The organism is Methanobrevibacter sp., assembly GCF_045220775.1.
GTDB lineage: Archaea > Methanobacteriota > Methanobacteria > Methanobacteriales > Methanobacteriaceae > Methanocatella.
Genome location: NZ_JBGUWC010000078.1, coordinates 26,448 through 41,880 on the forward strand (window position 1 = coordinate 26,448; position 15,433 = coordinate 41,880).

The window sequence follows — 15,433 nt, forward strand, 5'->3', positions numbered from 1 at the left end:
AATCTTTTTACATATATGTAAAATCTTCTTAAAAATTTAAATGACAATCTAGGATTTCATTTAAAATCTAATTTTGTGAAAATACTTAAATATTACATTAAAGTTAACAATTTTCATGAACAGGAAAATTTTAATTTCACTTATTGCAATCGTGATAATAATTGGTATGGGCATATTTGCATTTTCCAATGTTTTTTCAAACAATAACCAAATAGATATCGATGCAAGTGCACTGGAGGACAGAGCAAACCTTGTTGTTGACTCTGAAAGCTTAGATGAAAATAACGGACTATACCACACAGACTCCTCAGACATAAACGCAATTCTAATCAAAAACGGAGGGGCATTGAAACTGGTAAATTCAATTATCAACAAAACTGGAGACACCGCTACAAGCGGTGATGACGCTGATTTTTATGGAGTAAACTCCGCTATCCTAGTTAACACAAATGGAACTTTAGACATATCAGACGTTGAAATCAACACCGATTCAAAAGGATCAAATGGTATTTTTGTAACAAATGCCGAAGCTTCCAGTGATGGTTCATCACAAGGTGGTGCTGGCGGGCAACCTCCTGAAGCCAATGGCAATGGGGGCCAGCCTCCTGAAATGCCTGATGGCGGACAAGGTTCCGGCGGGGGCGGACAGCCTCAAGAAAGTACAGTTTCAGGAACTACAGAAGCAAACATCAAAAACGTTAAAATCACAACACATTCAGACAAGTCAAGAGGCCTTGATGCGACCTACAACGGCATAATCAATGCAGAAAATGTCATCATCAACACTGACGGCCAAAGCTGTGCGGCACTTGCAACCGACCGTGGAGAAGGTGAGGTGCATGTCAAAAACTCCGACATCAATACCGGAGTGAGCAAAACCAGCGGCAGAGGATCACCTTTAATCTACTCAACCGGAAACATTACCCTAGAAAACAGCAAAGGTACTTCCCATGTATCCCAAATAGCTTGCATTGAAGGTAAAAACTCAATTGAGCTTACAGACTGTGACCTTACAGGTTACGCTGAAGGAAACAGACAGGATGGGGATACCTATGTTGATTTAGGCGGAATATTCATCTATCAGAGCATGAGCGGAGACGCTGATGTTGGAACATCCTTATTCACCGCAAAAGATTCCAAATTGACAATAGCTGAGGACTCATCAGTTTACTCACAAGCCCCGATGTTTCATGTAACCAACACTGCCTGTGTAATAAACTTAGACAACACCGAATTAAGCTTTGGCAGCGGAACATTTCTAGAAGTTTCCAGCCAAAACCAATGGGGAAATACAGGTTCCAACGGAGGAGTGGCAGAATTAAACACAAATAACGAAAAAATAGATGGTAATGTTATTGTTGATTCAATAAGCTCCCTAACATGGAATATGGAAAATACCGAATTTACAGGAGCAATCGACTCTACTGGAGATACTTCCGTTAATGTCGGCAGCGGCTCTACCTGGACATTGACCGGCGACAGTACAGTATCTAGTCTGACCGTATCCGGAAACATCGACTATGGCGAATACACATTGACTGTCAATGGCCAAACATATAACAGTTCAAATCCGTTCAACGGATAAAAAAAATAGTTTTAAGAGGAATTTATCCTCTTTTTTTTAATTTTTAGCAGTCAAAACCTGCTTCATACACTTCTTTTAACAAATCAGGTTGGGATTTAGCATCACCGATGACAGTAAATACTGCCTTTTCGGTTGGATTTTTGGAAAAGCTGATGAAGTCCCTGATTCCGGTTAGCGCATTTCCATTGGAAGAACCTGCAGAAGTTATGATGTAATAGTCCTTATCTTCCAATTTGTCGAATATCGGATAGCACCTGTCAAAGAATCTTTTTAAGGTTCCGCACATGGAATAATAGTAGATTGGAGTTGCATATACAATCACATCCGCTTCCATCATTTTATCCAAAACTTCAGCAAGCCCGTCTTCCTGGAAACATTTCATCTCAGGAGTTTTGCATTTTCTGCATGCCTTACAGGCATGGAATCTGATTTCCTCCAGATTGTATTTTACAACTGCATTATCCGCATCAAGCGCTCCCCTTACGAATTCATCACACAATGTATCTGAATTTCCACCTATTCTAGGTGAAGAGCTTATAACTATAACCTTTTTAGTCATCTTATCACCAATATTTATTTAACAATTCTAGCCAGTTTATCAACATATTTGACAACTTTCCTATTTTTAAATGCATTTAATTCTTTATTTAGCTTCTTGTTTTCTTTTTTAAGTTTAGAATTTTGTTTTTTAAGCATTCTTACCTCTTCATTTAAGTTATTGAATACATCAGCATCATGTTTTAACTTTTTACTGGATCCACCTTCAAACTCTTTAACTTTTCTGAATTTCAATAGCAATATTGAAGGGCGTTCCTCCTTATTTTCAAAGTCATAAAATGTGGGGTTGTCCAGATTATCCCTAAATCCTGTCTTGTATATCACTTCATAAACCCTCTCCTCAATGACCTCAAAGACATCCAAAAACCTATCCTTTAAATCCAAATCGATAGTTATCGGCTCCATTGGAGTTGGCTTGTGATTCGTATCGACGATTATGCCGCAGATTCCGCCAACCTTAAGGACACGCTTGATTTCAGAAACAGTTTCGTCCAAATCATCAACATGGTCAAGCGAATTGATAGAGAAGACAAAGTCGAATGTTTCATCCTCAAAGGGCATGTCTTCGCTGTATCCTCGCACATAATGCATCTTGTGAAACAATGTCCCCCCGCCCAATTTGAAATAATCGTTGACCAATGGGTCAAGGCCCACTCTTAAGGATGCCATGTCGGCCCATTCAAGGCTTCCCCTTGGACCGCATCCAATGTCCAATATTGATTTGTCCATATAATCCTCATAGGTTAAGTTAAAGTCATTGATGTAAAACTTTTCGTAAGGGGCTCCGCCGGAAATCTGTTTTAATGTTTTTTCATCCTTTACCCTTTTTGACCAGAACTTTAACTCATGCCTATGTTTAAAATCGTTTTCATCCTGCATATCATCACATAAACTAGTATTAATAATTACTATATTTTTTATTGGTATATAGATTTAATGAAAATCAAAACAAATAATATAAACAACCAAAACATAAATATTTAACATTATAAATTAATGAAGGTAATATATCATGTCAAAACCTGTCATTGCAATTACAAGACCAAAGGATAGAGCGAAGAAAGCTTGTGATATCGTGGAAAAATTGGGTGGTGAGGCCGTCCTGGCACCGACACTTGATTTGAAACCTGTCAACACGCAATCCCTAAGGGAACTGGTTGAAAGAAAGGATGAACTCGATTGGATCATATTCACATCACCGACTACAATCGTTTCACTGAAACAATTCCATCCTGAATTCTTAAAAAGCTTAAATTGTAAATTGGCCGTCATTGGAAACAAGACCGGCAAACTGGCTGAAAAACAAGGATTAACGGTTGATTTGATGCCTGAAGATTTCACAGCAGAAGGACTCATTGAAGAATTTAAAAAAAGAGGAGTTACCAATAAAACAATTGGAATTCCAAGAACCGCTTCTGCAAGGCCAGTCCTTCCCGAAGAGCTGGAAAAACTTGGAAATAAAGTTATATTGGCTGAAGCATATAAATCTCTTTTCCCGATGGATGAAAATGCGGTTGAAGAACTGATTTCAAAAATCGAAAATAAGGAAATTGATGCAATTACATTTACAAGCCCGCTGACTGTTGAAAACTTCTTTGAAATTGTAAAGGACAAAGAAAAAATAGCCAAACTGCTTTCCGAAAACCTGTTGACCGTCTGCATTGGCCCTATTACTGCAAAGGTCTTGGACAAATATAATATTACCTACATTTACCCAGATACTTACACAGTTCCAGACATGATGGAATTATTATTCAATACACTAAACTCAAGATAGGTGGAAAAAAATGATTACTATATGGCCACAATATTTAAATAAGAATCTATCCCTTAAGGAAGGTCGCAAAATCGCAAAAGAAGATTGCGTGAAAGATCCTTCAATAAATGAAATAGAAAAAGCCTTAAAAAGACTTGGGCTTAAATATGAACTTGAAAAAGAAAGAGCATACCCTGGCAAATGGTATGAAAAATCCGGAAGGGCTCTTGTTGAATGGGATAATACAAAATTAGAACTTATTCGTGAAGTTAGCTTAAAAATAAAAGAAATAAGAAACTGATTACTATGCAAATACCACAACCGATGCAGGAACAGTACCGGCAGGCAAGGGAGATTATCGAGAACTCAAACGACATCAAGGTGTATTCCCATATTGACTGCGACGGCATCTGTTCAGGCGCAATACTATCAACCATACTAGACAGACAGAACAAGGAACATGAAATCGAATTCGTAAACCTCGATGTTTTGGACAACATTGAGCTGACCCATGAGCTTACTATATTTTCAGACTTGGGTTCAGGCCAGCTCATCGACACCAATGCAAAGGAAGGTCAAAAGATTATCATCCTGGACCACCACCCTCCTCTAAGGGACTTGAACTATAAGGACGGCAAGAATTACACTTATCTGGAAATCAACCCCATTCACCATGGAATCGACGGATCATATTACGTGTGCGGAGGAGGACTATGCTACTTTCTGGCAAAGGAATTCGGATATGATGACCTAAGCTGGATTGGATTACTTTCAGCCATCGGAGATATGCAGAATACCGGTAGCGGACACTTTGAAGGCCTGAACGAAATTATCCAGCAGGACGCAATCGATGGAGGATATCTTGAAGTAACCGAAAATGACCTGAACATCTATGGTCGGAATACAAGGCCGCTATTCGTTGCTCTTTCATACTTCAATGACGTGAAGCTGCCGATTACAAACAATACTACAGAGACAATGGCCGTTCTGGAAGAATTGGGAATTGATGAAAAGCACAACAGAAAAACCCTGAATCAATTGACAATGGCTGAAAAGGGAAAAATCTACCAGTACCTTGTTGAAACGATTTCAAAAGTGGTTCCTGGAAAATATATCAAATACATCCCTCAATTGATTATTGGTGATTCCTATACATTCCTAAAAGAGGATTCCGATAGTTTTTTAAGAGATGCTTCTGAGTTTTCAACTGCAATGAATGCATGTGGAAGAAATCATGAAGAAAAGATTGCTATGGAAGTTTTAAAAGGGGATAGAATTGTAGCTTTAGATGAACTTGAAGCAGTAAGTCTAAACCATAGGCGCAATCTTGCCCAGGCAATTTCAAGCGTGGCTGAAGGGGATGAAACAAACATCATTGAAATGGAAAACCTTCAATACTTTGACGGCACCGGAATAAAACCGGAAATCGTCGGGACAATAGCAGGTATGATTTTGGGATACTGCAACTGGAAGAAACCCGTTATCGGATTTACCCAGACCGATGAGGAAGGTCTTAAAGTATCACTAAGATGTTCAAGATTGCTTTCATATGACGGAATACATTTCGGTAACATGATAAGGGAAGTTGCTGGTGAAGTCGGAGGAACTGGCGGTGGTCATTCAATGGCCTGCGGAGCCTACATTCCACTTGATAAAAAATCAGACTTCATTGAACTGTTTAATGATAAACTAAATGGCAAAATAACTAATTAGTATATATAATATAAAGAAGAAATATATCATTAATCAATTTTAATTGAGGAATGAATATGATGAAAGCATTTAAAAAAAGAGGTGCGCTAACACATTTCCAAATTCTAAGCGAAATTTCAAAACAAGACCCTCACCTCAAACAAAAAGATTTGGCTAACAAATTGGGAATTACAATACAAGCTGTTTCTGAAAACATCAAAACTCTAATCGAATTAGGCTATATTACCTCCAAAGACGGAAGATCACCTTATAAAATTACCCAAGCAGGTATCGACAAAGTTAAAAAAGATGCAATTAGCTTAAGGAAATACTCCGATTCCGTTCTGGAAACAATGAATCACTACAAAACCATTTGGCCAGCGATTGCAAGGGAAGGACTTAAGAAAGACGACATTGTCGGTCTTTTCATGGAAGATGGAGTATTATATGCTCATAAAAAAGAAGAGAATGCAACAGGCGTTGTTTTGGATGATGCTGAAGCAGGCATGGATGTTGCCTTAACAAACCTCACAGGCATTATTGATATGAGCATCGGCGAAGTTACCGTCATCAATGTCCCAACCATCAAAGATGGTGGTTCCAAATCATGTGACTTGGAGCTAATCAAAAATGTTTATGACAAAGGGACAAACAGCGGTGAAAAAATCGATAAGGTGGCCGCAGCAGGTACCGTTTCACGTGCCGTCATAAATAAACTAGGATTACCGCTTGATATTGAATATGCCGCTCCGCAAGCAACTGCAAATGCCGCCCGCAAAGGCCTGAACGTTTTGGCAATTTGTGTCGGTGACATGAGCAAAGCATTCACTCGCGAACTTGAATCCGAAAAAATTAAATATAATATTATTGATGGGGCAAAATAATTAATTTTCCCTTATCCTTTTTAATAAGGCAGCTGCCAATTCGGTTGAGCCAAATTCCTTATTTTCATTCTTTTTTATGATTTTAACATAATCTTCTAGATTATCTTTTGATTTTTTGACGTCCTCTAAAATTAAAGTACACTTGATTTCATTTATCTGCCCAAGCGTGGGTATTTCCCTATAAACAATTCCCTTATTTGATTTTTTGATTGTATTGAACCTTGAAATTTCATCTTTTGAAACAAGGGTGAATGCAAAGCCTGCTTTTCCTGCACGGGCAGTTCTTCCAATCCTATGTATATAATCATCTGAATTTTGTGGAACATCATAGTTGATGATGACATCAACACCATCGATATCAAGGCCACGACTGGCCACATCAGTTGCAACCAGTATACCAATGTTGCCGTTCCTGAACTTGTTCATTACCTTGTCCCTTGCCTGCTGGGTCATATCCCCATGAAGTGCATCGACTGAAAAGTCTTGCTTTTTCAGGTGTTTTTTTACAAAATCAACGCTCTTTTTTGTATTGCAGAATATCAAAATCAATTTAACATCATACGCCTGAATCAGACGAGTTAATCCATCGAATTTATCTTTGATATCACATTTAAATGCATATTGAGTTATTTTTGGAATATTCTGTTTTTTATCTGCGACTTTAATGAATTTTGGATTCTTTTGATATTTTTTAGCAAGGTCTCTGATTTCTTTTGGCATTGTAGCGGAAAAAAGTAAAGTCTGTCTTTGATTTGGAGTATCTGCTAAAATTCTTTCTATATCCTCTCTAAAACCCATTTCCAACATTTCATCTGCTTCATCTAAAACAACGCTTTCAATACCTATTAACTCCAAATTGCCTCTTTCAATGTGATCAATGACTCTGCCGGGCGTTCCAACAACAACGTGAACACCCTTTTTAAGCACCCTTGTTTGTTTTCCAATTGGTTGGCCCCCATAAACTGCTAAAACCTTAAGTTTCTTTATCTTTGAACCAACTTTAGCTATTTCATCTGCAACCTGCATGCATAATTCCCTTGTTGGACATAAAACAATAGCTTGTGGAGATTTATCTGGAATAAAAATCTTTTCAAGGACAGGTATTGTAAATGCAATAGTTTTTCCAGAACCTGTTTGTGCTTGAGCGATTATATCAATACCCTTTAGAGCATCAGGAATGGCCATCTTTTGAATGGGGGTTGCTTCAGTAAAACCCATGTCTCCAATAGCTTTTTTAATCTCATCTGAAATGTTAAAATCATTGAAATTCATTAATATAATATCTGAAAAATAAGTTATTTAAAGTAATTTACTTTGAATTGAATCTTGTGGAAATTCAGCCAAATATTTCAAAATTTCATAAGTGTCATTTAAAATTCCATTCTCTTCCGTTTTTCTTTTAAAAATTTCCATTAGTTCCCTCTCATTAGGAGATGGAATTGAATAACTCTCGCCGAATTCCTTAATATACCTATCTTTTAAGCCTGGAAAGTGTTTGTCTAGCTTTTCATAGAAATACTGGCGATTTCCATCCCGAAGGGTAAGGCCCATTCCAAAGCATAAGACTCCATGGACATCAGCATCTATGCAATAATCCAATATGTTATTGATGTTTTCTTCGGTATCGTTAATGTAGGGCAATATCGGACACAGCCAGACAACAGTCGGAATGCCATTCTCATTTAAAGCCTTCAAGACATCAACACGGCGGGAAGTGGTGCAGACATTCGGCTCCAGAATTTTGCATAAATCATCATCTGCGGTTGTCAATGTCATCTGAACGACAGCCTTTGACTTTTCATTGATTTTCTTAAGCAAATCCAAATCTCTTAAAACTAAGTCCGACTTTGTAATGCAAGTAAATCCAAACCCATAACGATAAATTAACTCGAGTGACTTTCTAACATATTTCAACTCTCTTTCAAGCGGGATGTAGGGATCTGTCATTGCTCCCGTTCCAATCATCGCTTTCGGCCTTTTTAGGAGTTCCTTTTTAAGCAAATCTAAAGAGTTCTTTTTAACTTCGATATCTTCAAATTTGTGATTCATGTTGTATATTTCGCTTCTGGAATCACAATATATGCAGCCATGGGTGCAACCTCTATAAAGGTTCATTCCGTTTTTAGAAGATAATATGCTTTTGGAGTTTACATAATGCATGTAATTAACTTTGACACTAACACTATTAATATGATGGCTAGAGCATATGAAAAGTATTAGATATCACAAATTACAAAGTAAAATTATGCAACAGAAAAACATTATTGGATACTCAAAGGAATATGACATTAAAGAGCATCCTTCAATAAAAGGCCTTCAAATAATTGAAGGTAAAAACAATTTCCCCATTAGTTGGCTCAACCAACAGGGATATTGCGAATACCAGATATATCTCGAATATATGAAAGGCATAGAAACCCCCGCAACACCGGAAATGACACATGGAAGTGAAATCCACAAACAGCTTGAAGATATCTTTAAGCAAGACTCGGAAAAATCAACATTTGAAGATGCACTTGAAACATCAAGAACCGATGCGTTAATGTCAAGGGAATGCTTTGTAATAGCTCCAGAATATGGAATCAGAGGCTATATTGATGAAATCTGGATGAAACCCAACGAAATTGTAATTATTGACGACAAGCCTGGAAGGACCCCTTACCCATCCACAATGAATCAGGTAAGAGCATATTGCCTTGCCTTCAAAGAGATGACAGGAGATACAAGAAAGATCAAAGGGGCACTGAGGGAACGCGGTACCGACAACCTGTTTTGGATTGAAGTATTCACTCCGGATGTAGAAAATGAAATAAGATTTACAATTGACAGGATGCATGGCTTGTTTGAAGGTTCAAAACCATTCATGCCAACCAAAAACCCTAGAAAATGCAATTCCTGCAGATTTAAAAAGAATTGCGAACATGCAAAATAGATTCGTATGAACAAAAAAACAATATCCTTAATCCTATTAATCGTGTTTGTAATCACCTTGGCATTGACTGTTGCCAACGTATTTCTGGAGGATGCAAACACAATAGAAAATCAGACCGGAACATTGACAATCAATAATACGGCAATCAACTACGAAAAGAGCGGAAAATGCCTGGAGGTCATCGATGGAAATACAATTCAGGTCTATGGCGTTGGCAGGGTCCAGCTGATTCAGGTAGACACTCCAAGCACCGAACCTGGATTCAGCCAGGCAAAGAAATTTGTTGAAGACGAATGTCTTGGAAAAACAGTATATTTAGATATTGATGATGAACAGCCAGAAGATAAATACGGGCGTACACTAGCTATCGTTTACACTGATAGCAAGGATATTAATAGAGAATTATTGGAAAACGGATTGGCTCAAATATCTTATTTTGAACCAAGTGAATTTGAAAAAGGAAATGTATAATTAAACTGCCCTATTTAAACCCAGATAAATTTTATTCCTTTTATATACCTTATCTAATATTCCATTCCATTCTTCAACGCTTATGCGCCCCTTATTTGGAATTAAACTATCTAAAGATGATTCAGTTACATTTAAAATATCGGCTAAAATAAATGATAATGTTCTGCCGGTCAATGATAAATCATAAGGGTCATAACCAGTGACTGTCAAAACCCAAATATTATCTTTTGATGAACTGTTATACTCTTTTTTAAGTGAATCGAACCAACTGGCTATCCTATTGCCTTCAGTTCCAATGCCTTCACCGATTGAAATATAATAATCTTCACCGGAAAATTCAATTGATTCGCAAGCAGAATTGATTTTGCCTGTAAGTTCAGGAGACCCTATTTCCAAATCAAACTCATTGTTCGTAATGTAGTCTGATATATAATTTTCAAGTTCCTTTTTATTTTTAAAATATCCAATAGGCTCCAGCCTGTCGGGGTCCCTATCGCATAAATCATATATCAAATCCTCATCAACATCGACAATCTCATATCCTTCAAGCTTATGTGATTTATATTCCTTAAAATCAATGCAATAGTTTTCCAAATCATCCTTGTTTAGATACCAAAGGACTTGAACTTTCTTAATCATTTTAACCAGAAAAAATAAAATGAGAGCGTTTAAAGCTCATCAACAACAATAGTTTTTGTAATGTGGTTGAGTATTCTATCAGTATTCAATGCCCTTCCAATAGCCCAATCAAAAATAATTGGAATCCAATAAATCTTTGTTAAATTGCGCACAATAGCTTGAGGCCAGGTAATAAAAGAACCATTTTGAGACCTGACCTGCAGATACATTAATGATTTACCAACAGTAGCAGCGGCACATTTCTCACATAATACAAAATAAACCATAATTATAATAGGCACAATATATGGAAAATACTGATAAACAGTATAAGAATAGTATGGCTCAATAACTAAGGATAATAAATAAGCTAAAATCCACATAAATGCTGAAACCACAAAGAAATCCATTACATATGCAATTATTCTTCTTGAAAATATACTTACCATATTATCACCTTAACAAACTCTAGGAACCGGATCTGCAATTGGTGCTTCCAGAATTCTTTCCCCACCAATTGGAGTGTTTACCACAACATAATCCCCTTCAACAACTTCGCCAATAATGGCTGCGTTTTCACCATACTTTTCGCCCTTAATAGCTTCAAGGATTTCTTCAGCCTTATCGGCCTTAACGCCCATGACGACTTTTCCTTCGTTAGCTACCTCAAATGGGTCAATGCCTAACATTTCAGATACTGCATGGACCTCATGCCTGATTGGAATCGCATCCTGCTCGAGCACAACTCCAACACCCGCTTTTGATGCCATTTCATTGATGGCATTTGCAAAGCCTCCTCGGGTAGGATCCTTCATGGCAGTGACTCCACCGATTTCTAAAGCTCTATTAATAATATTCCACATCGGAGCAACGTCAGATTTCAAATCGGTTTCAAAACCAAATCCTTCTCTAAAGGACATCAAACTCATTCCATGATCGCCCAAAGTACCTGTGATAATTATTTTATCGCCGACTTCTAAAGTTGAATCGCGAATCACTTCGCCCTTTTTGGCTATTCCTATACCTGTAGTTACCATGACAATCCCTTCAAGCTTGTCTTGAGGCATCACTTTGGTATCCCCTGTAATGACAGCCACGTCAACTTCTTCACATGCTTCGTTCAATGATTTCATTATTCTGTCCAAATCCTCAATTGGAAACCCTTCCTGCATGATTATTGCATTTGAAATTGCCAACGGACGAGCCCCCATTACAGAAACATCATTGATTGTTCCTGCAGCGGAAATCCTGCCTATATCCCCTCCCGGGAAAAACAGCGGATCGATAGTATGACCATCAGTCGTAAAGACAATCTCATAATCATCCCCAATAGGGATTGATGCACCGTCATCCAATGCATCCAGACTGATACCACCGTTTACGCTCTTTTTGGTGATATTGTCAAGGACTGTGCTGGCAATCAAATTGGCCATTACTTCGCCGCCAGCACCATGATTCATATTGATTTTATCGTCTGACATTTTATCTCCTAATTATAGTAATAATTAATGAAATAATATTTGTAAAAACAAGTATATTAATTTAGTTAAAAAAATATGAAAAAAAGAGAATTTAAAGAAAAAATCTTTAAATTAAAATTCCGTTAATAACTCCATCCTGACCAGGTCTGGATGTTACTTTAGCATTACCTTCAGGGGTTTCTACAATAGCACCTTTGGTAATGATGTTCCTTCTTACGTAGTTAGGGTTTGCAGTGTTTTCAACTACGTTAAGAATATCTACAACTTTGGTTTTGCCGTTAGCGTCGGTTACGTTAATTTTGTTGCCTGTTGCTAATCTGAGCTTTTCGTTTCCACCACGGGTTCTAATCTTTCTTAATTTTTTTTCATCTAATCTAGTTTCAGCTGGGTCTCTTCCGAGTTCTGATTTCCTTTTTCCACGGTGTGCAACATTTCTTGCACCGGAAGGACTCCTTGTTGATTTTCCTTGAGAAATTGACATTTTTTCACCTAATAAATTTGAATCTATAATTAATAATCGCTGCCATCAAGCCTCTTTTCAATCAAGCTATCGGCAAGATTAATGATAGCCTAATTTTTGAGAGCAAAAAAGAGCCTTAATGAATAATGATAATAAAATATTAATCTATCATTATATATAAATGTTTTATTTTTAAGGCCAAAAACAGGAAATTCATTTTTTATTTTTTAAAATGAATTCATCAACTAGCTTATCGAAGTCTTCTTCACTTAATTTTTCATCGGATGCTGCCTCTAAGATTTTTTGAATATCCTCTTTTGAAACTTTATCGCCTAAAAAATCAATTAATAAATCTTTTAAATCCTCATCATCAATGTAAGCTTCCCCATTTGAAGATATGTTCTCAATGGAACCATCTTCATCCAATATATAATAAGGAACTTCCTTTCCCATCAAATCCACCTAATCCTCTTCATCCGGAAATTCATAATAAACGATGCCATACGGATCATCATCGAAAAACCATTCGTTTGGCTCATCGAAATACTCTTCGTCAATATCCTCATCAAAATCGTCTTCTCCTTCAACCTGAATTATTATGTTGACATCTTCATCGAGATTTTCAACATCAATGCCCAATTCATCTAAATCAATGACTATTTCATCTTCATCAGTGCCTTCAGGAACAATAATGACTATTTCATCACCTGATTGTATATTAAAATTTGGATTATCCAAGATATCATCTTCCATTTTCACATTACTAACATTATCAACAGCCAAATTGTCTATATCTCCCTCAAATAATTCAATAGAATTATTATCATCATTACTTATAAGCAAATAACCTTTTCCAAACAATTCCTCAATATCTAGATTGCATGAAGGGCAAATGAAACTACCCTGTGATAACCTATAACCACATGAAGGACAATAATTAATTTTAACCATTTGATAACCTCAACAATTTGTAATTGTTATTATTTATTAAGTTATATTTAAATGGGTATTATTTAGACAGTAACCTCAATGGTTACTGTCTATCTCAAAGTTGATATTTGGAATTCCAAAGCTGTTTTTGCATCTTATTGAACAAATTTTCAAACCTTCAATGAACATGTTAAAGTATAAGCATATTGCATCGCATTCAATGCTGATTTTAACATTCGAATTTTCCAGAATCTGTTTTGAAGTATTTAAAACTTCAGATGCATTATTAACAAACACTAAGTTCGGGAAATTGTCCTTGTCGATTCCCAAAAACACGCCGTTTGCAATGCCGTAGTCAGCACAAAATCCGTTTTCACCATCAACTTTTCCAACAAAGGTATCGTTTACCTCATCATAACTTGAAATCAATCTTTTTTTCATTGTATCAACCTCACACATAGTATATCTCTAATAAGATATAAATAATACCGAAGAGCATTTGAAAAGTAATTTAAAGCCATTATAAATTGAATAATCTAATTTTAAAGCAACAAAATTGAAATAATAATGAAAAATTGATTTAGAAAAGTATTATTAATATGTAAATCAAAATTAAGATTAATGTCAGATGAGATAATAGAGACAAAAGAACAGTTGGAACTTGAAGCCGAAATCAAATCCCAAGCTCAAAAATTCCTGAAATACCTTAATTCAACACTTCCGGAAAGTATGGAACTGGAATATGAAGGATTTTACAGAAGAGGGTTTTTCGTAAGCAAAAAGAGGTATGCCGTAATCGAAGACGGCGAAATCATAGCAAAAGGATTAGAATTGGTAAGAAGGGACTGGGCTCCAATCGTTAAAAACACCCAAAAATCCGTTTTGATGGCAATACTGAAAGAAGGAAATTCTGACAAGGCCATCAGTGAAGTCAAAAAGGTTTTGAAAAAAATAAAAAACGGCGAAGTCGACAAAAAGGAAATGATTATCCATACCCAAATCACCAAACCTCTCGACCAATACAAACAGGTCGGACCTCATGTCATAGCTGCAAGGAGAATAGAGGAACATGGCATTAAAGTTACACGCGGAACCATCATCCAGTATATAATCGTTAAAGGAAAAGGATCCATTAGTGAACGCGCCGTTCCTTACGATTATAGTGAAGGATATACCTATGACAAGGACTATTATATCCATAATCAGCTGATTCCTGCAATCGAAAGAATCATGTATTCATTCGGATACACAAAAAAAGATTTAGAAGACATGGCTCGTGGTGAAGTCCAGCAAAGTTTGGATGCGTTCTTCTAAAAAAGCTTAAATATTTTTAAGGTTATAATAAAAACCATATGATTCAAAATGATGATGACCGTGTTGTCTTTTTTGATATAGATGGCACACTACTGGATACTTCAGATTTTGCTGAAACTGCAAGAAAAGCAGCTATTGGATTAATGGTAGATAATGGTCTGCCACTTGATAAAGATGAAGCATATGGTGTTTTAAAAACAATTATCCGTGAAAAAGGATCCAATTATAGTAAACACTTTAATGTTTTAACACAAGTTGTCTTAGGTCATGAAGATCCAATGCTTGTAGCGCTTGGAATGATTACCTACCACAATGTTAAGATGGCACTTTTAAGGCCATATCCAAAAACAATTGATACCTTAATTTATCTCAAAAGCCAAGGATACCGCCTTGCTGTAATTTCAAATGGTATTACAATTAAACAATGGGAAAAGCTTGTCAGGCTCAATGTACACTCTTTCTTTGATGCAGTCATAACATCAGAAGAGGTCGGCAAAGAAAAGCCACAGAAACTGATTTATGATGTTGCGCTCAGAAAAATGAAAGGAAACCCTGAAAGGTCCGTCATGATCGGAAACAAGTTCAAGGCAGATGCATTGGGTGCGGTCAATGCTGGAATGAGTGCAATTCTCGTCAACTCCGATGTTACCGAAGAGGACAGGGAATACATCAAAGAAGAAAAACTAGATATTACAATAATTGAAGATATTGGTGATGTCGTAACTATCTTATAATCACCAAATTTACTATTT

General features: G+C 36.6%; 20 protein-coding genes. 9 read left to right on the forward strand and 11 right to left on the reverse strand.

Features of this window, described 5'->3' with window-relative positions; translation table 11 throughout:
* Positions 1 to 115: 115 nt before the first annotated feature.
* The gene (locus ACJROP_RS04680; RefSeq protein WP_406534322.1) at positions 116 to 1,585 is read left to right on the forward strand and encodes a hypothetical protein; all 1,470 of its coding nucleotides are present in this window, start codon (positions 116 to 118) and stop codon (positions 1,583 to 1,585) included.
* Between the two features lie 43 nt (positions 1,586 to 1,628).
* Here ACJROP_RS04680 and ACJROP_RS04685 read toward each other — a convergent pair whose 3' ends face one another.
* Both ACJROP_RS04685 and ACJROP_RS04690 read right to left on the reverse strand, forming a co-directional pair.
* Positions 1,629 to 2,144 carry a flavodoxin family protein gene (locus tag ACJROP_RS04685; protein WP_406534323.1) on the reverse strand — a complete coding sequence of 172 codons (516 nt, stop codon included), beginning with the start codon at positions 2,142 to 2,144 and terminating at the stop codon, positions 1,629 to 1,631.
* Between the two features lie 14 nt (positions 2,145 to 2,158).
* Positions 2,159 to 3,022 carry a class I SAM-dependent methyltransferase gene (locus tag ACJROP_RS04690; RefSeq protein WP_406534324.1) on the reverse strand — a complete coding sequence of 288 codons (864 nt, stop codon included), beginning with the start codon at positions 3,020 to 3,022 and terminating at the stop codon, positions 2,159 to 2,161.
* Between the two features lie 133 nt (positions 3,023 to 3,155).
* Between ACJROP_RS04690 and ACJROP_RS04695 the strand changes: the two genes are divergently transcribed.
* From ACJROP_RS04695 to ACJROP_RS04710, 4 genes are read left to right on the forward strand one after another with little or no spacing between them, the layout of a single operon-like run.
* Positions 3,156 to 3,920 (forward strand): uroporphyrinogen-III synthase, encoded by a 765-nt coding sequence (locus ACJROP_RS04695; RefSeq protein WP_406534325.1) that lies wholly within the window; start codon positions 3,156 to 3,158, stop codon positions 3,918 to 3,920.
* A gap of 10 nt (positions 3,921 to 3,930) precedes the next feature.
* Entirely contained in the window at positions 3,931 to 4,200 is a 270-nt protein-coding gene (locus ACJROP_RS04700; RefSeq protein WP_406534326.1) for a signal recognition particle subunit SRP19/SEC65 family protein, read from the forward strand.
* Between the two features lie 5 nt (positions 4,201 to 4,205).
* Positions 4,206 to 5,612, forward strand: coding sequence for a single-stranded-DNA-specific exonuclease RecJ (recJ, locus tag ACJROP_RS04705; RefSeq protein ID WP_406534327.1), 1,407 nt, complete (start codon positions 4,206 to 4,208; stop codon positions 5,610 to 5,612).
* A 59-nt stretch (positions 5,613 to 5,671) separates the two neighbouring features.
* A complete protein-coding gene (locus ACJROP_RS04710) occupies positions 5,672 to 6,475 on the forward strand; it encodes a winged helix-turn-helix transcriptional regulator (RefSeq protein ID WP_406534390.1) in 804 nt (267 codons plus the stop codon).
* Here ACJROP_RS04710 and ACJROP_RS04715 read toward each other — a convergent pair whose 3' ends face one another.
* A complete protein-coding gene (locus ACJROP_RS04715) occupies positions 6,476 to 7,747 on the reverse strand; it encodes a DEAD/DEAH box helicase (protein ID WP_406534328.1) in 1,272 nt (423 codons plus the stop codon). It lies immediately after the preceding gene.
* A 27-nt stretch (positions 7,748 to 7,774) separates the two neighbouring features.
* Positions 7,775 to 8,635, reverse strand: a complete 861-nt coding sequence (locus ACJROP_RS04720; RefSeq protein ID WP_406534329.1) for a radical SAM protein — start codon at positions 8,633 to 8,635, stop codon at positions 7,775 to 7,777.
* 85 nt (positions 8,636 to 8,720) lie between these two features.
* Between ACJROP_RS04720 and ACJROP_RS04725 the strand changes: the two genes are divergently transcribed.
* Together ACJROP_RS04725 and ACJROP_RS04730 are read left to right on the forward strand one after the other, a co-directional pair.
* A complete protein-coding gene (locus ACJROP_RS04725) occupies positions 8,721 to 9,407 on the forward strand; it encodes a PD-(D/E)XK nuclease family protein (protein WP_406534330.1) in 687 nt (228 codons plus the stop codon).
* Positions 9,408 to 9,413: 6 nt separating this feature from the next.
* Positions 9,414 to 9,878 (forward strand): thermonuclease family protein, encoded by a 465-nt coding sequence (locus ACJROP_RS04730; protein WP_406534331.1) that lies wholly within the window; start codon positions 9,414 to 9,416, stop codon positions 9,876 to 9,878.
* Here the strand turns inward: ACJROP_RS04730 and ACJROP_RS04735 are convergent, their stop codons facing one another.
* The 7 genes from ACJROP_RS04735 to ACJROP_RS04765 all read right to left on the reverse strand — a co-directional run bounded on the left by ACJROP_RS04735 (position 9,879) and on the right by ACJROP_RS04765 (position 13,826).
* The gene (locus tag ACJROP_RS04735; protein ID WP_406534332.1) at positions 9,879 to 10,517 is read right to left on the reverse strand and encodes a hypothetical protein; all 639 of its coding nucleotides are present in this window, start codon (positions 10,515 to 10,517) and stop codon (positions 9,879 to 9,881) included.
* Positions 10,518 to 10,546: 29 nt separating this feature from the next.
* Complete coding sequence (locus tag ACJROP_RS04740) at positions 10,547 to 10,945, reverse strand: RDD family protein (protein WP_406534333.1); 399 nt, start codon at positions 10,943 to 10,945, stop codon at positions 10,547 to 10,549.
* 9 nt (positions 10,946 to 10,954) lie between these two features.
* Positions 10,955 to 11,977, reverse strand: coding sequence for a hydrogenase expression/formation protein HypE (hypE, locus tag ACJROP_RS04745; RefSeq protein WP_406534334.1), 1,023 nt, complete (start codon positions 11,975 to 11,977; stop codon positions 10,955 to 10,957).
* 106 nt (positions 11,978 to 12,083) lie between these two features.
* Positions 12,084 to 12,458, reverse strand: a complete 375-nt coding sequence (locus tag ACJROP_RS04750) for a 30S ribosomal protein S8e (RefSeq protein ID WP_406534335.1) — start codon at positions 12,456 to 12,458, stop codon at positions 12,084 to 12,086.
* A gap of 192 nt (positions 12,459 to 12,650) precedes the next feature.
* The gene (locus tag ACJROP_RS04755) at positions 12,651 to 12,890 is read right to left on the reverse strand and encodes a hypothetical protein (RefSeq protein ID WP_406534336.1); all 240 of its coding nucleotides are present in this window, start codon (positions 12,888 to 12,890) and stop codon (positions 12,651 to 12,653) included.
* Between the two features lie 9 nt (positions 12,891 to 12,899).
* The gene (locus ACJROP_RS04760) at positions 12,900 to 13,388 is read right to left on the reverse strand and encodes a hypothetical protein (protein WP_406534337.1); all 489 of its coding nucleotides are present in this window, start codon (positions 13,386 to 13,388) and stop codon (positions 12,900 to 12,902) included.
* Positions 13,389 to 13,463: 75 nt separating this feature from the next.
* On the reverse strand, positions 13,464 to 13,826 hold the full coding sequence (locus ACJROP_RS04765) for a hypothetical protein (RefSeq protein WP_406534338.1): 363 nt from the start codon (positions 13,824 to 13,826) through the stop codon (positions 13,464 to 13,466).
* A 162-nt stretch (positions 13,827 to 13,988) separates the two neighbouring features.
* Between ACJROP_RS04765 and ACJROP_RS04770 the strand changes: the two genes are divergently transcribed.
* Together ACJROP_RS04770 and ACJROP_RS04775 are read left to right on the forward strand one after the other, a co-directional pair.
* Positions 13,989 to 14,681 carry a DNA polymerase domain-containing protein gene (locus tag ACJROP_RS04770; RefSeq protein ID WP_406534339.1) on the forward strand — a complete coding sequence of 231 codons (693 nt, stop codon included), beginning with the start codon at positions 13,989 to 13,991 and terminating at the stop codon, positions 14,679 to 14,681.
* A gap of 38 nt (positions 14,682 to 14,719) precedes the next feature.
* Positions 14,720 to 15,415, forward strand: coding sequence for a TIGR02253 family HAD-type hydrolase (locus ACJROP_RS04775; RefSeq protein ID WP_406534340.1), 696 nt, complete (start codon positions 14,720 to 14,722; stop codon positions 15,413 to 15,415).
* Positions 15,416 to 15,433: the final 18 nt, after the last annotated feature.